This is a genomic window from Corynebacterium drakensteinense (genome assembly GCF_041224285.1).
Classification (GTDB): Bacteria; Actinomycetota; Actinomycetes; order Mycobacteriales; family Mycobacteriaceae; genus Corynebacterium.
In genome coordinates this window covers 1-18,591 of sequence record NZ_JAXOFP010000020.1, presented here as the reverse complement: position 1 = coordinate 18,591, position 18,591 = coordinate 1, and the positions used below count along the sequence as shown (strand labels likewise).

Annotated in this window: 7 protein-coding genes; 1 reads left to right on the top strand and 6 read right to left on the bottom strand. The window is 60.4% G+C overall.

The window, feature by feature from the left end; translation table 11 throughout:
* Positions 1-224 precede the first annotated feature (224 nt).
* The 4 genes from U1140_RS09855 to U1140_RS09840 all read right to left on the bottom strand — a co-directional run bounded on the left by U1140_RS09855 (position 225) and on the right by U1140_RS09840 (position 12,903).
* On the bottom strand, positions 225-9,542 hold the full coding sequence (locus tag U1140_RS09855; protein ID WP_369847534.1) for a fatty acid synthase subunit beta domain-containing protein: 9,318 nt from the start codon (positions 9,540-9,542) through the stop codon (positions 225-227).
* A gap of 181 nt (positions 9,543-9,723) precedes the next feature.
* Positions 9,724-10,563 carry an ABC transporter ATP-binding protein gene (locus tag U1140_RS09850; RefSeq protein WP_369847533.1) on the bottom strand — a complete coding sequence of 280 codons (840 nt, stop codon included), beginning with the start codon at positions 10,561-10,563 and terminating at the stop codon, positions 9,724-9,726.
* 139 nt (positions 10,564-10,702) lie between these two features.
* The gene (locus U1140_RS09845; protein WP_369847531.1) at positions 10,703-11,812 is read right to left on the bottom strand and encodes a FecCD family ABC transporter permease; all 1,110 of its coding nucleotides are present in this window, start codon (positions 11,810-11,812) and stop codon (positions 10,703-10,705) included.
* On the bottom strand, positions 11,809-12,903 hold the full coding sequence (locus tag U1140_RS09840) for a FecCD family ABC transporter permease (protein ID WP_369847530.1): 1,095 nt from the start codon (positions 12,901-12,903) through the stop codon (positions 11,809-11,811). The genes U1140_RS09845 and U1140_RS09840 overlap by 4 nt, the downstream gene beginning before the upstream one ends.
* 354 nt (positions 12,904-13,257) lie before the next feature.
* Here U1140_RS09840 and U1140_RS09835 point away from each other — a divergent pair, with 354 nt between their 5' ends.
* Positions 13,258-14,247 carry an iron-siderophore ABC transporter substrate-binding protein gene (locus tag U1140_RS09835; protein WP_369847529.1) on the top strand — a complete coding sequence of 330 codons (990 nt, stop codon included), beginning with the start codon at positions 13,258-13,260 and terminating at the stop codon, positions 14,245-14,247.
* Between the two features lie 282 nt (positions 14,248-14,529).
* Here U1140_RS09835 and U1140_RS09830 read toward each other — a convergent pair whose 3' ends face one another.
* Both U1140_RS09830 and U1140_RS09825 read right to left on the bottom strand, forming a co-directional pair.
* A complete protein-coding gene (locus U1140_RS09830; protein ID WP_369847527.1) occupies positions 14,530-16,452 on the bottom strand; it encodes a long-chain-fatty-acid--CoA ligase in 1,923 nt (640 codons plus the stop codon).
* Positions 16,453-16,669: 217 nt separating this feature from the next.
* Positions 16,670-18,508, bottom strand: coding sequence for a long-chain-fatty-acid--CoA ligase (locus U1140_RS09825; protein ID WP_369847561.1), 1,839 nt, complete (start codon positions 18,506-18,508; stop codon positions 16,670-16,672).
* Positions 18,509-18,591 lie beyond the last annotated feature (83 nt).

Genomic DNA, 18,591 nt, shown 5'->3' with positions numbered 1-18,591 from the left:
CCTGACTGTAGCAAGTGACAGAAGTAAAAACAGTATATCCCTGGTGCAATCAGGCGGGGTGTAGGCGGTACTGAAATGGTCGGCCTTTCGGGGATGCAAAAACCGGGCCCTCGGGCCCGGTTGAAGCATGCCAGAGCACACCGCCCAGTTCCTGCACGCAGCCAAGCTTGTCTAGGCAGCTGCTGCACGCAGACTAGATAACCACTGCGCGCAATCTAGTCAGACTACCCAGTCGCGCCGGGCAACGGGTAGGTGCCGTCGACGCCGAGGCGGGCGTCGTCGTCAAGCAACAACGCAATCTCGGCCTCCTTCGAACCCCGCTCCGGCAAGCGACGGCCCTCAATCACACTGAATAACGCACGGCGGCCAATCATGCCAGCCTCGCGGTGCGCGGCACCAGCGGCCAGACGAGCATTCGCCTGCTCACGCCAAGCACCGGCAGCATCCTCGCCGAACTGCGCGGCCACCGCAGCCTCGAAAACACCAGGGTGGCCATAGACCACCACGGCACCAACGTGACCGAAACCGAGTGAGGTCAGCACGGCGGCTTTGACGGGGCGCCCGGCGTCGGCAAGCGAAACGCCGTCGCGCAGCCACACCAGATTCTTCGCCTTCGGCTCGATCAGCGGATCCACGCAATCCAGCGCCGCGTTGTGCGGCACGCGGCCGGTGCGGAAGACGTCAATCAAACCGCCGGTCTGGAACAGCGCGGCACCAGCCTTGGAGTGGCCCGTCAGCGACTTCTGCGAAATCACAAACAATGGGGCGTCGGCATCGCGGCCGACGGCAGGCCACAGCATGGAGTGCAGCTCGGACTCGTTCGGGTCGTTGGCGTTGGTGGAGGTGTCGTGCTTGGACAACACCGTCACGTCGTTCGGGTGCAAGCCCAGACCACGCAGCGACTTCGCCAAGCGCGAATTCTCACGGCCCCGTCCAGCACCCAAAGCACCCAGGCCCGGGGCAGGGATCGAGGTGTGCGCACCATCGGCATAGGACGCCGCGTGTGCAACCACCGCATAGACCGGCAAGCCCAGCTCACGGGCCAAGGAACCGCGCACCAGCAGGACGGTTCCGCCACCCTCGGCCTCCAAGAAGCCACCACGGCGACGGTCGTTCGCCCGGGAGATGAAGCGCTCGTCGATGCCCTGGTCGGTCATCTTCTTCGTTTCCGCGGTCGCATTCATATCACCGAAGCCGGCCAGCGATTCCACCTGCACGTCGTCGATACCACCGGCAACGACCACATCGGCCTTGCCCAGCTTGATCTTGTCGCAACCTTCCTCGATAGAAACCGCAGAGGTCGCGCACGCACCGATCGGGTGGATCATCGAACCGTAGCCGCCGACCAGCGACTGCATCGTGTGCGCAGCAATCACGTTCGGCAGAGCTTCCTGCAGGATGTCCGACGGACGCTCCTCATCCAAGAAGCGTGCGACGAAGACCTTGTGCAGCGATTCCATGCCACCAATACCGGTGCCCTGGGTGGAAGCAATATTGCCTGGGTGGATCGATTGCAGCAGTTCCGCGGGGCTGAACCCAGCGCTGATGAAGGCGTCGACGGCGGTGACCAGGTTCCACACAGCCATGCGGTCCAGGGCGTCGACCATGTGCTCCGGAATACCCCAGCGCGTGGGGTCGAAGTTATCCGGCATCTGGCCCGCCACCGTGCGTGTCAGCGTCGCCTTGCGCGGCACCTTCGCGGTAGCGCCCTGCAGGCGGGTGACTTGCCATTCGCCGTCGATCTCGACGACGCGGGTAAAGGCTGGGTCAGCAGCTTCGATATCGCGGGCCTGGGCCTCGGAAGGCACGGTGAAGGTGATGTCGCGGTCTAAGAAGACCGTCGCCAAGTCGATCGAACCCTGATCCTGCAGGTGATACTTATCCGACAGGGTGCGCACACCGGCGCGGGCGACGACCTCATCGCGGAAGCGGGAATAGATTTCCTCTTCGGCGATTTCCGCCCCATTGGCGTCGTACCAGCCTGGGGTTGGGTCTTCAGCCCAGTTGACCAGGCCCGTCATCCAGGCCAATTCCAGAACACCGGCGGCGGTCAGCTCCACGGAGCCATCGCGCTGGATGCCGTATTCCGCCTCGAAACGGGTGCGGCCCGAACCCCAGGACGAGACCTCACCGACACCCGCGATGACGATCATGTCATCCAGGTCCGTGGTGATCTCGCCGGTCTCCACGCGCTCCGGCTGTGCAGGCACCGCGATATTTGGCAGGGCGGTGATGGTCGCCGGGGCAGCGGGGGCGTTGGCTGCTGCCTCTGCGGCGGCTGCTGCGGCCTTTTCTGCATTCGCTGCCGCCTGGGCAGTCAGCTCGGCCATGTTCAACGTGTCACCCAAACCACCGGTGAGATCCAGGTGCAGTGGGGCGCTGGCAGCCTGGGTACGGGAATCGGCAGAGGCCAAGCTCATCAACTCGTGGGAAATCTCATCCGGGTTCCATACGCGGATACCTGCAGCCTCAACGGCCGGAACTAGTCCGTCGTTGCCGGCCATCAGGTGCGTACCGGCCACCCAACCGATCAGAACCTGCGCCAGGGTGACACCGTCGGACCAGCCAGCCTCAACCTTCCACTTGTTCATAATCGCATCCAGTGCGGCCTTGACCTCACCATAAGCGCCGTCGCCACCGAATACACCACGGTTCGGCGAACCAGGAAGCACCACATGGCAGCGCTTGTCGACGCCAGCCTGCGCCAAACCGGCCAATCCCGCGATGGTGCGCTCGACGGACCACAACAGCAAACGCGTTTGGTTCTCCGCCTGCGGGCCAGCGTCGGCCAGCGATCCCGTCACTGGTGGGGCAGCGAATGGGAAGGCCAGGGTTGGGATCAGCGCCGGCTTGAGCAGCTTCACCTCATTGCCGACAGATTCCACCTGCTCGGTGCCGATCCAGTCGATGACCGCATCGACGTCGCGGTAGGACGACAAGTTCGCCGGAACCAGCCACAACGCAGCACCCGGAATGGCGTGCTCGGCATACAGCTTGCGGGCAAATTCCTTACGCGCTTGGCTCACGCGCGAAGCAGTCATGACGATGGTCGCGCCGCCTTCGAGCAGGCGCGCGATCAGTGCAGTGGCAATCGAGCCCGGAGCAGCACCGGTAACCAGCGCAACATCCTCGGCGTAGGCGCCCTGTAGCTCAGATTCTGCCAGCTGCGCGATCTCTTCCAGCTCGCCCTGCCCACCGTTGGCTGCCCACCAGCGGGCTTGCTTGGCGACGGTGGTGCCGGTGCCGCGGAAACGCTCGATGTTGATATCTGCCTGGCCCAGGGCGTAGCGGGCGAGATCTTCGCGGGCGCTGGCCCAGCGGTCGTCGAAAAGCACGGCCTTGCGGGCATCAAAGACCGGGGTGACGGTCTTGACCCAGCCGGAACCCAGTTCGGCCTCGACGGTTTCGAACAGCGTGTTATCGCTTTCCGGGGTCTCCGGTGCGGGCTCGGACAAGCCAAGTTGTGCCAGCACGGTGCGCGCGGCGGTGGCCAACACGCCGTTTTCGCCGGTGACCTGCTCGGCGAATTCGTTGAGCGCAGCGGAATCCACGACGGAACCACCACCGGCACCGGAACCACCGGTTGCTTGCGAGACCGCCACCCCGTGGCGAGCAGCCACCTGCTGCACGGCGGCGTCGACCAGCTCGTTGACCTCTGCCTTGGAGCTAGCGGTGGTCGGGATCGTCGATAGCGAACCACCGCGGACCGAATCTTCTTCGCGCGATCCCAGCAGGATCTCGGCTTCGACGTGGGCGATCCAGGATTGCGGCAGCGACCAGGTGCCGGTCACGCGCTCGCCGACGGCGGCTGGCTTGGCACCGGCGGCACCGGTGAGCTGGCGCAGGCGGGCACCGATGGCCTCGCTGAGCACCGAACCAAACGGACTGTAGCCCGGAGCTGCGGTGGTGACGCGGCCGCGCAGGGTGGCGACATCAGCATCAGCGGCCCCGTCGATGGCTGGAACACCCAGTTCAGCGGACATATCCATGAGCAACTGGTTCCGGCGCGAGGACACCCCGTTGGTGAGTTCTTCGACGGTATCGGAATCGTTGATCTGATCCAGGCGGATCTTGTTGGAAAACGCGAACAGCGTCATGATGGCTTCGGCGGCGGTGAAGCTGAGCTCGCCGGCCGGGGCGCCGCCACCGGCAGGGGTTGCAGGGGCTGCTGCGGTCGCGTCGTTCGCGTCTGAGCCAGAACCAGAGCTAGAACCAGCGCTAGAACCAGAACCAGCGTCAGCCTGGGATCCGGCCTCTGCCAGCGGTGCCGGGTTCTCATTTGGTTTCGCAGCCTCGGCGCCGACCTCCGGGGTCTGGCTGGCTTGGTCGGCAGCAGCAGAGCTGGAGGCAGCAGAGTTGGAAGCACCGGCACCGTCAGCAGCGCCAGCACCAGCCGCTTCGTCGTCGGCGGGCTCTTCTGTTGGAGCCTCGGTGACGTCGGCAAGCATGACCACATCCTGGTCGCGCTCGACGTTGTATACCGGCAAACTCACCCCAGCCACGGCCAGGGAACGCTGCGCCAGGTTGGTCAGCGTCGGCGAGCTAGCCAGGCCGACCTCGATGATCTGCTCAACGCGGCCGAACAGGAGCTCCTGGGTCTCGATCCAGCGCACCGGCGAAGCAAACTGCCAGGACAACAGCTCGACCAGCAGCAGGCGGGCGAGTTTTTGCGGATCCATGTTCGCGGCGTCGATGTTGTCCAGACGACCCGATGGGGCCAGGGCAGCGGTGGCATCGACGAAATCTTGGGTGAGCTCAAACGGGCGGGCCACCAGGTTCGGAACATAGCGTCCGACCAGGGCATCCAGGTCCAAGGTCTCCGGTAGCAGCTCGTCGAGTTTTTCGGCGAATGCGGGCACTCCGTCGCGCAGCACGCGGGAGTGGAATGGCACATCGATGCCAGGCACGGTGACGAAGGCACGCGGAGCGATGGCGGTGGCGCGCTTGCCCAGCTCCGCCAGGCCCGCCTTGGTGCCGGCGATGGAATACTGCTGGCCGGAGATGTTGTAGTTGACGATCTCCAAGAACTCGCCGGTTTCAGCAGCCACCTTGGCGACGTAATCCTGCACGTCGTCGGCGCTGACACCAATCATGTTCGGGCGCAGAGCACCCATACCGTAGTTGGAGTTACCGTGCTCGTCGCGCTCGACGAGGGTACCCATCGCGGAACCACGCGAGTAGACGATATCGATGACAGCTTCCAGGTTGAAGATATTCGCCAGCGAGGCCAGCGCGGTGTATTCACCCAAGGAGTGGCCGGCGTACATGGCATCGGCAGCAAGTGCGTTGTTCTCGCGTAGGCGCTCGGTCTGGCCATAGGCGACGACGGCGAGGGCGACCTGGGTGAACTGCGTCAGGTGCAGCACGCCCTGTGGGTGGCGGAAGGTGGTACCGCGCACCGTGAGCTCGGTGGGGTTGTCGTCGATGATCTGGCGGATGGAGAAGCCGTGCTGGGTGCGGGTGTGGTGATCCGCCCGGCGCCAGGCCTCACGGGCAGCTGGCGAGGCGTTGCGATCGCCGCGGCCCATGCCTTCTGCCTGCACGCCTTGGCCTGGGTAAACATAGGCGGTGGCGGGTTGCGCCAGCAGTGCCTGGCCGACGGAGACGACCTCACCGTCGATACGGCAGGTGACCTCCAGTGCGCTGTGGATTCCAGCACGGCCGACGCGCTCAGTGGTGATTTCGACCTTGTCGCCGAGTTGCACCATCCCGAACATGGAATAGGTCCAGCTGGTGACGGTGCCGTGGGTGTTCGCCAGGTGCTGGGCGGTCGCCGAGAGCCACATGCCGTGGACCAAGGCGTCGTCAAGATTGACCAGGCGAGCAGCGTTGGTGGAGGTGTGGATCGGGTTGTAGTCGCCCGAGACCAGCGCGAATGGGGTCATATCCTGCGGGGCCGTGACGGTCGCGCGGTCGACGAAGGAGCGTGGGGTCGGCTCGACTTCAGCGGCTAGGGCAGCACCGCCCCATTCCGGGGCAGGTGCTGGGACGCTAGCACCGGTGGCGCGGCCGCGGATGGCGAAGCGCTGCATCTGGGTAGCAACCAATTCGCCGGATTCGTGATCGCGCAATTCCAGCTTAACGGTGACGATGCGCCCGGCGTTGGACTCGTCGATCGCGGAGCACCACGATTTCACGTCGATGCGGCGGCCATTGCCTTTGGTGCCGCGGGAGAGTTCGTGCAGTGGAACCCGCAGGTCAATGACGTGGTTGAGGTGTACGGCGTTGAGCAGGCCCTCGATGACGGGGTAGTCGGTTCCAGCCGGTTCGCCGTGTTCTTCGCCGATGCGGCCAGAACCCAGGGCAGTATAGATCGCTGGCCAGGCCGGGCCCACCAACACGTCCGGGGTGCCCGGGGCGGTGGTGAGCTTATCGCCGAGACCCGCGCCGGTGACTGCGGTGTGCGCTTGCAGCAAGGTGGTGGGCAGAGTGAAAGAATCCTCTGCATAGCCGAATGGGTACTGCTCGCTGACCGAACCCTCCACGATGGCAGGCAACGCGGTGATCTCGTCGCCAGACTCCGAGGTCGAACCCACACCGGCCAGGCCGGCCAGCAGATCGAAGACGGCCTTGGGCAGGCGTTCACGGTCGACGACTGGGCTGGCGCCGGTGGCGACGGCGTCGGAAAGATCGACCGGGATGGACACGGACTTCACGTAGAACGGGCGCTGCTCGGCTGGCAGATCGTCCCAGTAGGAATCGGTGTTGATGCGGATCGACCACTGCGGGGCAGCCTGAGTGCCATCGTTGATGATGTCGAAGGCCTCAGCTGGCAGCTCTACCGCCGGATTGGCGATGGTGTGGCCGTGCCACTGCAGGGATGGGGCGTGACGCAAGAAATCCTCGGCGGTTTTCGCATTACCCAGGCGTGAGTACTGCGCGGACGGCTCAACGCCTGCCTGCTGCAGGGCTTGCGTGGTGCCAGTTTCGAAGCGGGCGAGCAGCTCGGCGACCGGCTCGTCGACCTTGGTGATACCCGCGACCGAGACTGGTCCAGGGATGATGCGCACGGCATCGGCGTCGTAACGCGCTTCCTGGGCCTGCCAGAGGGTGTCTTTGGAGAACCACTTTTTCAGGTCACCATCGATGGCGGTGGTCCACGGCATCGGCTTGTTGTGCTTGTGGTTGAGAGTGACGAACCAAGCTGCATCGCGGGCGGCGACGGTGGTGGTGGCAGCAGCCGGGAAGGCCTCGAGCAGCGTGCGCAGGTTGGCTGGGGCATCGGCGACGGAATCCAAGTCGGGGAACAGGGTGTCGATCTCGCCGTGATCGGCTGGGTGCAGGCGCGCTTCGATGCGGTGCAACAAGTCAAACCAGCGATCCTGCCAGGTTGGGTCCATGAACGGGAAGGCCAGGTCGACGAAGCGTTCCATCCACTGCTGGTAGGTCATGGTCTCGACGTCACCGAAATACGGCTTGGAGGTCTTGTCCAGCGCGGCGATGATCTCGTCGCGGTGATCCTGGTAATCGGCCGGATCCAGCGAAGTGATCAGCCTGGCGGCAGCGGCGAAAGAATTGTCGATTTCGTGCAGGTCCGCCAGCAAGTGCGACTGCCCAGAAGCGACCCCACCGTTGGCCTTGCCGCGGCCAACCCAACCGCCGTTGGTCTCCGGGCTGATACCTGGGGTGTCGACGAGCAGCTGCTTGACCTGCGGGGAAGTGGTGGCTTCTTTGGTGGCCATGGCGACGGTGCCGACGAACACGCCGTCGACAGGCATGCGTGGCAGGGAATACTTCTGCGACCAGGTACCGGTCAGGTATTCCGCGGCGCGCTCCGCCGAGTAAATGCCACCGCCGACGGTGATGGTGACGTTATCGTGCTCGCGGGCTGCGGCGTAGGTGTCGATGAGCATCTCGTCGAGGTCCAGCCACGAGTGGTGCCCGCCGGCGTGGCCGTCTTCGATCTGCAGAATCAGCTGGTGCTCCGGGTTGGCATCGGCGATGGCGAGGATATCGCGGATCTGCGCGGTGGTGCCCGGCTTGAAGGAAATATACGGGAAGCCGTCGGCACGCAGCTGGGCGAGCAGCTTATCGGCCTCGTCGGCTTCTGGCACGCCAGCGGAAATGGTGACACCGGTGATTGGGGCGCCGTTCGCGCGGGCCTTCGGGACGATACGCGTCTGGCCGAACTGCAGATTCCACATGAAGCGGTCGAAGAACATGGTGTTGAACGCGACGGTGCGGCCAGGCTGCAACTGCCGGATCAGCGAGTTTTTCAGTTCGGTGAACAGCTCTTCGGAATACATTCCGCCGCCAGCCATCTCCGTCCAGAAACCGGCGTTGGCAGCAGCGGCGACGATGGCCGGATCAACGGTGGTCGGGGTCATGCCGCCGAGCATGATCGGGGACAGGCCGGTCAGCGCAGAGAACTTCGTCTGCGTGTAAGTCTTGCCGTCGGGCAGCGTGACCAGGCGTGGGGCGAAGGCGGACCAATCGCGGGCAGTGGGCAGTTGCGCGCCGGGGGTGGCGAGGTTATCGCGTTGCGACGGCGTCCAGGCCGGAACCACGGCCAGGCCGGTGCCCGCCACGAGAGGTGTGGTGAGTTTGGCCAGGCCGTCGTCAAGCACCAAGGCGTGGCTGATCTGCTGGTCGACCATCTGGGCGGTCTGTGCGGTCCAGTCGAAGGGGTGGACCAGGATGTCGCGGACGACGGTGGCGATGTCCGTTTCGCCGAGGTCCAGGTTGCAGGCGGTGGCCCACTCGATGGTGAGTTCTGCGGCTTCGGTGAGGCTGTCGTGGTGGAATGGCAGCGCGACCGGCAAGTAGGTGAAGTTCGGGGTGAGTTCTGAGCCGCCAAATTCGCGGGCTTCCAGGGCGTCGTTATAGGCGCTGGCGTGGGCGGCGACGTTGTTTTCGACCGCGGCGAGCTCATCCGGGGTGCCAGAGACGACGAAGGCGCGGGTGCCGTTGACCACGGAGATGGCGGCCGAGCCGGTGTTGGGGTTATCCAGGCACTTGTCGACGAATTCACGCGGCAGGTCGCGGATCAGCAGCATGTGCGAGCGCGAATCGGTAGAACCGTGGCTTACGTTTGCTGCTGTACCCATCAGAATGGCCAGGGCCAGCGCGTGGACTGGATGTTTAATGGCGGCGATGCCGAGGCTGCCCTGGGAGTGGCCGAAGGCAGTGGTTGGGTTGTTCTGTGTTGCGCCCTGTTCTAGGTCGCAACCTGCAAGGTCCAGCCCCAGGTCACGCAATTGATCAATGGCAGCCAACTGGCTGAGCACGATGCCCGGGATGCTGACGGCGGGGAAGACGTCATTGGCGGTGTTCGAGGTGCTGGCGGTGTGGTCGGATGCGCCGGTGTCTTGGGAGTCCGCGTGCACGAGCGCTTCCAAGCGCTCCATGGCTCCTGGGATAGTAGAAGCAATGGTGCGGGCATATGGGCTGACCAGGCTGCGGGCTTGGGTCAGGTAGCTATCCAGGCGGCCGACGGCGTGGTGGCTAGCGGCGGCGCTGTGCAGCTGCTTTTCCCATTCCGAGGCTTGACCAGCAAAAATGATGGCAGGGGCGCGCATGGAATCTAGCGGTGTCAAAGACATGCAGTGGCATCCTTTACTGAAAATATGAGGAAACGTTCATGTTGTCCTTGCTCACCGTAGTGCATGCGAGTTAGCTCACGGGTATAACTCGCGCTAAATGTGAGTAAATTCTCATGATTTTGTTTTAGAAACCACTTGTGTGGGGTGTGGAGCTGTTGAATGGGGGTGGGGTGGCAGGGTTTTACATGCCGGGAGGTGCAGCAGGCACGATGAGTGGAACCGTAGTCCCGCGTGCTTCAGACATGACTGGATCAGGGTTGACATGGGCATCCAGATTGAAGACTTCGCTGAGTAATTCAGGAGTGATGACCTGAGCAGGGCTGCCACTGGCGTGTATTGCGCCATCTTTCATCACTACGAGATGATCGGAATAGCGGATCGCAAGGTTGAGATCATGAAGCACCATAACGATGGTTCGACCCAAATCATGCTTCAGGCGCGTGACCAAATTAAGAACGTCGATGGAATGCGAAAGATCCAGGTAGGTAGTGGGCTCGTCTAAAAACAACACATCAGTCTGCTGTGCAAGCACCATGCTGATCCACACTCGTTGGCGTTGACCTCCAGATAATGCTTCCAGCGAGCGTTCAGCTAGATGCGCGGTGTTTGTGAGTTCGAGTGCGCGCAACACCTCTTGTTCATCGGCAGCGGACCACTGGTTGATCCACGACTGGTGCGGGTGGCGTCCGCGTGCGACCAGATCCGAGACTAATAACCCCTCCGGCGCACTGGGGGCCTGGGGCAAGACACCTACAGTTTTTGCCAGGTTTTTACGCTTCATTGTGGTCGCGTCTTTACCGTCGACGGTTACCGTGCCTTGGCGCAGGGGAATGAGCCGGGAAACTGCGCGCAAGAGGGTAGATTTTCCACAACCGTTGGGGCCGATGATGGTGGTGATTTCTCCACTTGGGAAATTCACCGAAAGATCATCGATGATGATGTTATCGCCATAACCAACACAGAGATTTTGTGCATTGACGCTAACACCACGGTTAGGGGGTGTAGAAATTGGATTGTTCATCGTCTTTTTCTTAGTTCTTGTTTATTCGTAGTTCTTGTTACGAGTTGTTTTTAATCTGAAGTGCTTGCACCGAATTGGCTTTGAGAGCCGGGATATGAAAATCGTGCGGAGACGATCAGCACCTCGGGGACAATTCCGATCATGACGACCTAGACCGCTTGAGATTCGAGCTGATAAGCAGGTAGAGCAGGAATACGCCACCAAAAGCGGACGTCACGATGCCAACTGGGAGATCCACGGGGATATTCGTGCGAACCACGAGGTCAGCCCCTAACAGCAAGATTGCTCCCATGAATGCAGAAGCGACCAGCGGTGGCGTGGAGAGCCTGGTGATGCGTACCGCCAACTGCGGGGCGACAAACGCTACGAATCCGATCGGCCCAGCTGCAGCCACGGCGATTGATGCCAGAGTTACTGCGATAACTAAAAAAGTTAGCTGTGTACGTGAGACTCGAAGGCCAAGTGCTGCGGCGAGATCTTGGCCAAGCACGGCAGCAGTTAGCGTGTAGGCCATCCACGCTAATAGCGGGACGCAGATGAGGATGACGAGTGCTACCGGAACGGCGCGGTCCCAGTTAGTCGAATTGAGGGAACCTGCTAACCACTGTTGCGCGGTAGCGGCATCCCGTAACTCTGCTCGTGTCATCAAAAAGCCGATATAAGCATTCATGAGAGCCGTGATGATGATTCCGAATAGCACGAGCCGATAGGCATCGAAACTGCCCCGTGATGACAGGATCCAGACGACAGCACCAGTAATGAGGCCACCAGCCAATGCAGCAAGGGGTAAGCCGAAGGTGGCAATCTTTCCGGCTACCGCAGCAAAAGCTCCAACACCTCCACCGAAGGTGAGTACGGTCACGGCGGCCGCAGAAGCGCCAGAGGTAATACCAAGTATGTCTGGACTAGCAAGTGGGTTGCCAGTCACTGATTGAGTTAGCGCACCAGCCAAACCCAGTGCAAAGCCTACCGTCAGCGCTGTTAAAGCCCGCGGCATACGCCAATCGAAAACTGCGATGCGTTCAATACGAGAACCGTCGCCAAGGAAAATTATGCGCAATACCTCAGGGACAGTTAAAGGATAATCGCCGATGGCGATCGAAGCCGCAAAAATGAGCACTGCTGCGCAAATCATGGCGATGGTGCTAAAAAGAACCCACGGGCGCCAGACCAGAGAGATGTGCCCCTTGCGTAGCGCTGGTCGTCCCGGCACCACTGGACGGGACAGTAGACGTGATGAGCTTGTCATAGAGCAACTACCTTCCGCCGATAAATGAGGTACATAAAGAATGGCGCACCGACGAATGCCAGCACGATTCCGACTTGTAATTCACCCGGGCGGGCAATGAGACGACCCAAAATATCTGAAAGCAACAGTAAGCTAGCACCGGTCAGCGCGGAATATGGAAGAATCCACCGGTAATCAGGCCCGCACAGACTACGAGCAATATGCGGTACAACCAAACCAATAAAACCGATCGGGCCCGCGGCCGCCGTGGCAGCTCCCGCAAGTAACGCGATGACCACCATGCCGAGCAACCGAGCCCGGTAAGTATTGACGCCAAGCGCACTAGCTGCGTCGTCGCCAAGATTCAGCAGATTCAAAGTAGGTGCGGTTGCAAGTGCAACTATGAGCCCGATCGCGATAAACGGCGCGGTGCCCCAAAAAATTGAAAGATCCCTGCCAGATAATGCGCCAACGCTCCAGAAGCGCATCCGGTCCAGACTGTTGTCGTCGATGAGCGTGAGTGCAGTGGTCATGGAATGCAGCACCGCTGTTAGTGCAGCGCCGCCAAGGATTAACGTGAGTGGATTGATCTGTCCCCCACCCAGCGAGGCAAGACCGAAAACTAGTGCAGTGGCAAGAACTGCACCACAAAAAGCCACGACGGATGTGCTCAAGGCTGAAGTAAGCCCAAACGCGAAAAAACCTAGGACGACAGCGAAAGCTGCGCCCGCTGAAACCCCCAAAAGTCCTGGGTCAGCCAATGGGTTTCGTGTATGGCCTTGGATTAATGCACCTGCGACACCGAGTGCAGCACCGACAAATAAGCCGATGAGGGTGCGGGGCCAGCGGAGATCTGCGATAACGCGAGCGTCCGCGGAACCAGACTGAGGTTCGTCAAGCAATGAAGGTAGATTAATTAATGCTTGCACGGCATCTGCGAACGCAATTGGGCGGGCTCCAAACAGCAAGCTGCCAAGTGTCACAGCTAGGACGACGAAGACGAGAATGATGAGTCCTGTAACGCGACGTGTACGTAAGGATCGCGGCTGCTTAGTATTCTCCGATAAGTCCTTGTGTATATCACGCGTAGGTGATGATCCGGGGGATTTCATAGCATTGACTAACCTACAAGATCATACGAATTTCCGATAGTGGTGGTGTGGCGGTGCCGCGGTGCGACGGGCGCGCAGTTCTGCCGTAGGTATGATCTCTGTCTTTGAGTGTCAAATCCTAATTAGTTTAGAAAGCATAACCTTGCTAGTAGCTGTGTCTGGATTATATGGTTATGGAAGTGCATCGGACATATCGATGAAACTCACAGTCAAACCGCAGCAGTGACCAGTATGTGGTTGCATGCGGAACTAGCGAAAGAAGGAACGAGCATGCCGCAAATTGCGTCCTCCTCAGTGATTGACACACGGAAGCACCGAGGGTCTGTTGCCCGTCTAGCAGCAATTGTCACTTCTATGACCTTAATGCTGGGTCTTGCAGCGTGTGCTGAAAATGGCGAAAGCAATGATGCTGCCGACAACAACTCTGGTGAAACGCGCACGATTGAACACGCACTTGGTGTTGCCGAGATTGAGGGCACACCCGAACGTGTAGTTACCCTTGGCCAGGGTTCCACCGAGACTACCCTTGCACTCGGCGTGGTCCCGATTGCCGTTGAATCCTATGAATGGGGTGCAGATGAGTCGGGCTACTTGCCATGGGTCAACGAAGAGCTCGAAGAAATGGGCGTCAAAGATGACGAGAAGCCAGAGTTGATTACAGGTGCCGAAGAACTTAGCGCGGAAGAGATTGCGGCGCTGGAACCTGACCTGATCTTGGCCCCTTGGTCTGGCCTTACGCAAGAGCAGTACGACCAGATCAGCGAAATTGCGCCAACCGTCGCGTACGAAGAAGAGCCATGGGTCATTACTTGGGAAGAGCAGATCAATACTGTTGCTGAAGCACTGGGTAAAGGCGACCAAGCGCAGGACTTGATCGACGGTATCAACCAGGAGTTTGACGATGCCAAGGAAGAATCTTACGGCGAGCACACCTTCAGCTTCATTTATAACTCTGGAGTGGGAAACTACGGTATCTTCTTGCCAACGGAACAGCGTGTTCAATTCGTGTCCAAATTAGGCCTCCAGGTAGATCCTGTGGTTGAAGAGTTCCGGGATAGCGTAGTTGCGGGAACTGACTCTGCGACCGTCAGCGCAGAAAACCTGGATAAATTGAATGATTCAGATTTGATCTTCACTTTCTACTCTGACGAAGCGTCGCGTAAAGAACTGCACGCAGACCCTGCGTACTCCGGTATCGCTGCTATCGCACAGGGTGCTGAGGTTGCTCCGACCGACCAGTCCTTTGTTACGGGGTCATCGATGATTAACCCACTGACTGTTCCATGGGCAATTGAACGTTACAAAGAGCAGATTGACGACGCGCTGGCAAAAGCCCAGCAATAGATTGACGCTGCCTTCTGAATCGTGTGAGCAATTTCGATTGCAGAGACACTAGAAACCGCCGTGGTTGGCCAACGTAGATGGCTTTCCATGGCGGTTAACTTTTGGAAAAGTCAGTGAACTCAGAGCCAGGCCGGCTTGCCGAAGTCGGTGTCTGGTCCCTTCAACCACACTGGCTAGAAAAAGCTCAAGGGCCTGGCCCCGATGTTTTATCGGAGTCAGGCCCTTGTGGTTGCGCGCAGGTATGCGGCCCGCGGCTGCGGCTAGAGCAAGGAGGACGACAAACTAGTTCTTGTCAGCATCCTCGGCGCCGTCGTCTGCCGCAGCTACCGCGTCTTCGTCGGGCTGCGCGTCGTCAAGATCGTCTACCTCGACGCCCGCAATGTCGGATTCCTGGTGGTCCGGCTGCTCATCGAGCGGCTTCGCCTTGCCGGAATTATCGGAATCATCGGAACCGTCGGCCTCGTCAGCGTCGGTAGCGTCGTCCTTTTCCTTCGGCACCAGCCCCAACATATCCAGCAAATCGGCCTGAACTTCGCGGCGGCGCAGCTTACCGATCTGGTCAGTGGCGAGCTCTTCGAAGTGGTAGAAGGTGCGCGGAACCTTGTAGGCAGTCAGACGTTCACGGCAGTAATCCTTCAGGCCATCCGGGTCCAGTGCAGCACCGGCGCGCAGCACAACGCAGGCGACGACGTCTTCCGAACCGTCCTTGCGTGGGCGGCCCACCACGGCGCACTCTTCGACGTCTGGGTGCTGGCCCAGGCAGTCCTCGACCTCGCCAGGGTAGACGTTGAAACCACCAGTGATGATCATTTCCTTAATGCGGGACACGATGCGCACGAAGCCATCTTCTTCCATCACGGCCATGTCGCCGGTGCGGAACCAGCCATCATGGAAAGCGTTTTCCGTGGCTTCCTCATTGTGCAGATAGCCCTTGAACACCTGCGGGCCGCGGCCGAGCAGCTCGCCTTCCTCGCCATCCGGCATGGTCTCTTCCAAATTATCCGGGTTGGCGATGCGAACCTCAGTATCCGGGAATGGGATACCGATATAACCCGGGCGACGGTTTTCCGAGTGCGGGTTACAACACAACACCGGCGAGGTTTCGGTCAGACCGTAGCCTTCCACCAGCAGGCCGCCGGTGCGTTGTTCCCACTTCTCGACGGTGGCCTCTGGCAACGGGGCGGCACCCGAAATGGAGTTGGCGATACCTTTCAAGTCGATGTCCTGCTTCTCGGCTGCCTCCATAACCTTGGAGTACAGCGTCGGCACGCCAGGCATCCAGGATGGCTTGCGGTTTTTGATGACGTCCATCAGCAACGGGATTTCCGGCTTCGGCACCAGCACCATCTCGCCACCCAGCGAGACCGCCAGTCCGGCGATCAGCGTCAGACCGTAAACATGGAACATCGGCAGGGCACCCAGCACGCGCTCGTCCGGGTTGCGGCCCAGGGTAGGGAAGAACGCCAAGATCTGGGCGATATTCGCGGAAATATTGCCCTGGGTGAGCTCTGCACCCTTTGGTGCGCCGGTAGTGCCCGAGGTGTAGAGAATCAGCGCGGTCGTGTCACTAGTGACACAATCAGGGGTACGGATCTCCCGCCCGTCGCCACCGAAAGCCTCACTGGCCAGGGATTCAAAAGAGATGGTGTTGGGTGCAAACTGGGACAGTTGCTTGCGTTTTTCGCGGATCGACGGCAGCGGCAGGTAACGCAGGGCCAGCTGCTTGGTGCGCGGCATCGCGTTGATCATGTTGACCGAAATGATGGTCTCCAGTGGAGTCTTGCTGCGCACCTGCTCCAACATTGGGGCTGCCTTGTCCCAGCAAATCGCGATGCGGGCGCCGTGATCCTGGAACAGGCCTTCCAACTCGTGGGCAGTATAGAGCGGGTTGTGTTCGACGACAGTCGCACCAATTTTCTGGATGGCATAAAAAGCAATAACGTGCTGTGGACAGTTCGGCAACAGCACCGCCACGCGGTCGCCCGGACCTACGCCGAAAGCCTTCAGGCCGGCGGCGACAGCGCGCACGTTCTTGTCGAGCTCACTGTATGTCATCGACTCGCCAAAAAAGTACGTCGCCTGCCGGTGGTGGTTATTGGTCAGGTTGTTGTCGTACAAGCTCAGCAGAGTCTTGTGCTCGTATTCCGGCTTTTCCGGAATATCGCCGTAGTGCTGTAGCCACGCCTTGGTATCCGAAGCGGTCATTGCTACCTCCTTGAGTAGGGGTGTTGTGCATCACACGATTTGAGATAACCCCACACTACCAATTGGTGAGTAGTTTCACATAACCAGCGCGGATTTCGTGCGAAGCCGAGAATACTCCCAGCATACAGGGGTGTGTAATGGAAAAGGGGCGTGCCGACGGTTGCAGTGGTGCGTCGGCACGCCCCTCTTTCGCGCGGTTTTTGCGAATCTCGATTCGTTAGTTTTCAGACTCTCCCAAGCGCTCCATCAGATCGGCTTGTACCTCACGTCGGCGGATTTTGCCCAGCTGGTCGCGGGCCAATTCCTCAAAGTGGTAGAAGGTGCGCGGAACCTTGTAGCGGGTTAAGCGCTGACGGCAGAACTCGCGCAAACCTTCCGGATCCAGCTCGGCGCCGTCGTTGAGAATCACACAGGCGACCACATCTTCCGAACCATCCTTGCGCGGGCGCCCCACCACGGCAACATCGGCGACGTCGCGGTGCGAACCCACGGTTTCTTCCACCTCCGCCGGGTGCACGTTGAAACCGCCGGTGATGATGATTTCCTTCAGGCGTGAAACCAGCCGCAAAAAACCGTCTTCTTCCATCACGCCCATGTCACCGGTGCGGAACCAGCCATCGTGGAAAGCCTCCTCGGTGGCTTCCGGCTTATTCAAGTAGCCCTGGAAAACCTGTGGTCCTTTGACCAGGACCTCGCCCTCTTCACCATTCGGCATGGTCTCGTCGAGGTTGTTCTGGTTGGCGATGCGGATCAAGGTATTGGGCATAGGCACGCCGATAAAGCCCGGACGGCGATTTTCGTTGACTGGGTTAGCAACGATCACCGGAGAGGTTTCGGTCAGGCCGTAGCCTTCCACCAACAGGCCGCCGGACAGCTTTTCCCACTCGTCGACGGTGGCGGCAGGCAGTGGTGCAGCACCGGCAAACGAATACCGGATGCCCTGCAAGTCGAGGTCTTTGCTTTGCGCTTCCTCGGCGATCCTGTCGTAGAGTGTTGGCACTCCCGGCAGCCAGGTTGGCTTACGCTTTTTGATGGCGTCCAGCAGCAATGGGATTTCCGGCTTCGGCAGCAGAATGATTTCGCCGCCGATGTAGACAGAAAGCGCTCCGATAAGCGTGAGGCCATAAACGTGGAACATCGGCAGCGCGCCCATCAACGTTTCTGGCTTTTCGCCAATGCCCGGTAGCCAGTACTTGGCCATCTGCACGTTGGAGCAGATATTACGGTGGCTGAGCATCGCGCCCTTTGGTGCACCGGTGGTTCCCGAAGTGTAGAGGATGAATGCGATGTCATCCGGGGTAATCGTCGGCTCGGGTTCCAGGTGCTCACCGGTGCCGCCGATCGCGCCGTCGAGAAGCATGCCGTACGGGATGGCGTTGTCGGCTGGTGCGGTGAGCATATCGCGTTTTTCGCGTACCGACGGCAGCGGTAGGTAGCGCAAGGCCAGCTGCTTGGTCGTCGGCATCGCCTCGACCATGTTGACCGCGATCAGGTTTTGCAGCGCAGTGCTGTGGCGCAGCGGTTCCAGAGATTCGGCGATTTTGTCCCAGACGATCGCGGTGCGCGACTCGTGGTCTTTGAAGAGGCCTTCCAGCTCATACGGTGTGTACAGCGGGTTGTGCTCGACGACGGTGGCGCCCAGGCGGTGGATCGCGTGGATCGCAACGACGTGCTGCGGACAATTGGGAAGGATCACGGCTACTCGGTCACCCTTGCCGACGCCCAGTGATTTCAAACTCGCAGCTACCGCCCGGACCTGCTTGTCGATCTGTGCGAAGGTTTTGGTTTCGCCGAAAAACCAGGTTGCGTTGCGGTCCGGATGCTTTTTGAGGTTTTCTACGTAGTTGTCGACGAGCGTGATTTCGGCAAGCTCGATTTCCGGTGGGCAGGCGTCGTTGTAGTGCTGGAGCCAGGCGCGCTTTTCGTAAGCGTATTCGGTCCCGGCGGGGGATTGTTCGGCAGTAGATTCTGCGGCGTGGGATCCAGTGGAGCTGGCATCTGTGGTGCTGGAATCGGTGGTGCCGGTATCGGTGGTGGGTTCGCTCGGCTCCCGCAAAGCGTGTTTAGGGGTGCTGTTTTCTGCTTCCGCTCCATTTTCTGCATTAGCCGAATGAGATGATGCCGAGGAATTAGACGGTG